The organism is Alkalibacterium iburiense, from assembly GCF_039521845.1.
GTDB lineage: Bacteria > Bacillota > Bacilli > Lactobacillales > Carnobacteriaceae_A > Alkalibacterium > Alkalibacterium iburiense.
Genome location: NZ_BAAACW010000085.1, coordinates 1 through 3,524 on the forward strand (window position 1 = coordinate 1; position 3,524 = coordinate 3,524).

Genomic DNA, 3,524 nt, shown 5'->3' on the forward strand with positions numbered 1-3,524 from the left:
GCAAGTGTTTTTTTGTTTTTCCTTGATATAACAACCATTGTAAGCAATTATTAAAAGAAAGTATTGACACTAACCACTCTGACGATGGGGGATAATAAATGAAACTATCCGAAAAAACACTTAAAATTGTCTTATCAACAAGTCTATCTATCTTGATTGCTCAATTTCTACAACTGGAAAACCCTCTTGCAGCGGGAATAATCGCTATCCTAAGTGTATTAGACACAAAGAAGGAGTCACTGATGACTGCTTCCGCTCGTATATTGTCAACAATAGTAGCTTTTATCATTGCTACTATTGTTTTCTATTTCATGGGCTTCACTGTATTGGCTTTTGGGGTCTATTTATTCATTTATGTCCCAGTGGCCTATCGCTTTCACCTAGAAGATGGGATCGCTCCCTGTTCCGTATTAGTGACTCATTTTATGATAGCAGAAAGCACGAGCATGTACTGGCAAGTTAATGGCTTGTTGCTCATGACTATCGGAGCGATCATGGCCGTTGGCTTTAACTTATGGATGCCATCACAAAAACAAGTGCTGGATCAGAAAATTGAAGAAATAGAAGAAGGCATGCGAACGATTCTGCATTATTTATCGGTACAGTTGTTGGAAAAAACAGAGAATGAACAATTGAATAACCATATTCGTCAAGTCCATACACTTTTAATAAATGCAGAAGAACGGGCCTTAACTGAATACAATAATCAATTGCTGAATAAAGATAATTACTACATAAAATATGTGCGGATGAGAAGAAATCAGTTAGATATAATGAAAAAAATGGCTAGAGATGTCTGCAACATACAATTGAGAATAGATCAGAACGCGAGGTTAGCTCAAGTATTTGAAGATATTTCTCTACAGTTTCACGAAACGAATACCGGCATTGAATTACTCCAAAATTTAGCCTTGCTGTATAAAGAATTTCGCCAGTCGCCATTACCTCAAACAAGAGACGAATTTGAGAGCAGAGCAATTCTCTTTCAGTTATTAAATGATATTGATAGATTTTTACAATTGAAAAAAGAATTTTATCTTGAACAGAACAAATGAAAACGCATGGTCATTCTTCCATTTTGAGGAAGTGACCATGCGTTTTTTATTCGTCTCTTAATGATAAAGGCTTATCTAAAATTTCTTTATAAAGAATAGCTTGTTTTAAGTTACTCCCTTTAAAAGTAGAGGCCTTACTTTTTTTCTTTTTAGATTTTAATGTCACTACATTTTCTAAAACAGGTTTTTGACTTTGCTCTATATGAGCATAACGACGATTTTTTAGTCTGTCTGCTCTATGATTGGCTAAACCCTGTCTGCGGTCTCTGTGCTGCTGTTCTTTTCTTTCAGAGTGAGTAGACTGGTTTCGATTGTGCTGGACATTTCTCGTCTGCGGTTTAGTTGCAGGCTGTTTCCGTTCTACGGGTGCCCATTCTTTTTCTACAGGCTGCTCTCTGTTCTCTTGATTAGGCCGATTTTGATTGGTTGTTCCGCTTCCTTTTTTAGAAAAGAAGAAAACCACTGCACTGATGAAAAGAAAGAATACAAGCATCTGTAAAATCCATATAATCATAAAAGGCATGTTATCACTCTTCTTCTTCGCTTGATTGGTTAGAAATAGAGCTTCTCATTTCTGTATCTGCATTAATATTTTTCATTTTGTAGTGATCCATGACTCCAATATTTCCACTTCTAAGAGCTTCTGCCATAGCCAATGGAACTTGAGCTTCGGATTCAACCACTTTAGCACGCATTTTTTGAGTTTCCGCACGCATCTCTTGTTCTTGTGCAATCGCCATAGAACGACGCTCTTCTGCTTTAGCTTGTGCAATGTTTTTGTCTGCTTCTGCCTGCTCAGTCTGTAACTTAGCTCCGATGTTTCGACCGACATCAACGTCCGCAATATCAATGGATAAAATTTCAAAAGCTGTTCCTGAATCTAAGCCTTTGCCTAATACAGTTTTAGAAATCATATCAGGATTTTCAAGAACATCTGAGTGTCTCTCGGCAGAACCAACAGTGGTGACCACACCTTCACCTACACGAGCAATAATGGTGTCTTCACCAGCACCACCGACTAAGCGCTCTATATTAGCCCTTACAGTCACTTTAGCTTTGGCAATAATTTCAATACCGTCTTTTGCTACAGCGGCAATATCAGGTGTGACGATAACTTTAGGGTTAACAGAAACCTGAACAGCTTCAAACACGTTACGACCAGCTAAGTCTATCGCAGCTGCTTTTTCAAATTCTAAATCAATTTCAGCACGATGAGAGGCAATTAATGCATCGATAACCGTGTTGACATTTCCTCCTGCTAGAAAATGAGCTTCTAACTGGTCTGTGTTTAAGTCTAGTCCAGCTTTGGTTGCTTTAATAAGCGGGCGAATAATAGAATGAGGGCTTACTTGTCTCAATCGCATCCCCACTAGTGTTCCAATGCCGACCTTTACTCCTGAAAAGTAAGCGGTAACCCATAAGCCTACTGGCACAAATCGAAGGAAAATACTGATTAAAATAATGATGATGACTGCGGTAATGATAATGCCGATAAATCCGTTATCTAAATAATTCATTTACATTTCTCCCATCTATTTTTTTCTTACAGTTATTTTTGTTCCTTTAACTTTGTCTACAATGACAATCGTTCCTTTTGAAATATGCCCGTCGATACTTAATACATCATATAAGAGGTCGTCTTCTCCAAATGTGACTTTACCGGAGGGGCGTAGGGGCGTAGATGCTGTCCCTTCCATTCCACTCTCCACTACTCTGCGTTCTTCTGGTGTCTGTGTTTCTTTCTTTTGAAGATCATTATTTAACACTAATTTATTCACATTAGTTAATGAATAACCGTTTCTGACTAGATAGAGAACGACTCCTGCAGTAATAACAACAGATAGACTGAGGTCTCTTACAGTTTGACTCAAATCTCCAATAGTCATGTAAAGTCCCATCAGCAGTAAAACAATTCCAGTTATACCAAGTAGTCCGAACTCTGGGATAAATACTTCCAGTATAATGAGTAAGAGTCCTGCAGTAAAGAGAATGACAGGTAACCATGTTTCAAGACCGACAAAGTTAAAGTAGAGAGCTAAGCTAATTAATGTCAATCCGGTAGCGCTTTTAACAAAAGGTGTAAGGATGGCAACTGCTACACCAATGAATCCCAATCCAAGCAGTAATCCTTCCATAATTTAAGTGCCTCCTTTCAAAGGTGTCTGACTATCCGAATATTACATAATTATCATACCATTTTAATAATGTGAAGTCATCGGTCTAGAGGCGGATTATACAAATAAATGGCAAGCATAACTGCATAAAAGGGCTTTATAAAGATTGACGACAAGGATAATCAGGGAATATACATATTTCTGTTTATAATTATTAGAAATAAGAGTATAAGTGATAAGAGGAAAAATTTGGTAAAGTTCTTCTGCTAGGTTACAATAAGAGTATAAAAAACAATATGATTGCTTCGCAATCTAAGCCATGACAGAAAAGAGAGAGTATCCTATAATTAACATA

Annotated in this window: 4 protein-coding genes; 1 reads left to right on the plus strand and 3 read right to left on the minus strand. The window is 37.3% G+C overall.

Annotated elements, in window-relative coordinates:
- Nucleotides 1–98: 98 nt before the first annotated feature.
- Nucleotides 99–1,055 (plus strand): aromatic acid exporter family protein, encoded by a 957-nt coding sequence (locus ABDZ53_RS07280; protein WP_343755059.1) that lies wholly within the window; start codon nt 99–101, stop codon nt 1,053–1,055.
- A gap of 46 nt (nt 1,056–1,101) precedes the next feature.
- Here the strand turns inward: ABDZ53_RS07280 and ABDZ53_RS07285 are convergent, their stop codons facing one another.
- Genes ABDZ53_RS07285 through ABDZ53_RS07295 form a run of 3 tightly spaced genes read right to left on the minus strand, consistent with a single transcriptional unit; the run spans nt 1,102 to nt 3,190 of the window.
- Nucleotides 1,102–1,578 (minus strand): hypothetical protein, encoded by a 477-nt coding sequence (locus tag ABDZ53_RS07285; RefSeq protein WP_343755061.1) that lies wholly within the window; start codon nt 1,576–1,578, stop codon nt 1,102–1,104.
- A 4-nt stretch (nt 1,579–1,582) separates the two neighbouring features.
- Entirely contained in the window at nt 1,583–2,572 is a 990-nt protein-coding gene (gene floA / locus ABDZ53_RS07290) for a flotillin-like protein FloA (RefSeq protein WP_343755063.1), read from the minus strand.
- A gap of 15 nt (nt 2,573–2,587) precedes the next feature.
- On the minus strand, nt 2,588–3,190 hold the full coding sequence (locus tag ABDZ53_RS07295) for an NfeD family protein (RefSeq protein ID WP_343755065.1): 603 nt from the start codon (nt 3,188–3,190) through the stop codon (nt 2,588–2,590).
- Nucleotides 3,191–3,524 lie beyond the last annotated feature (334 nt).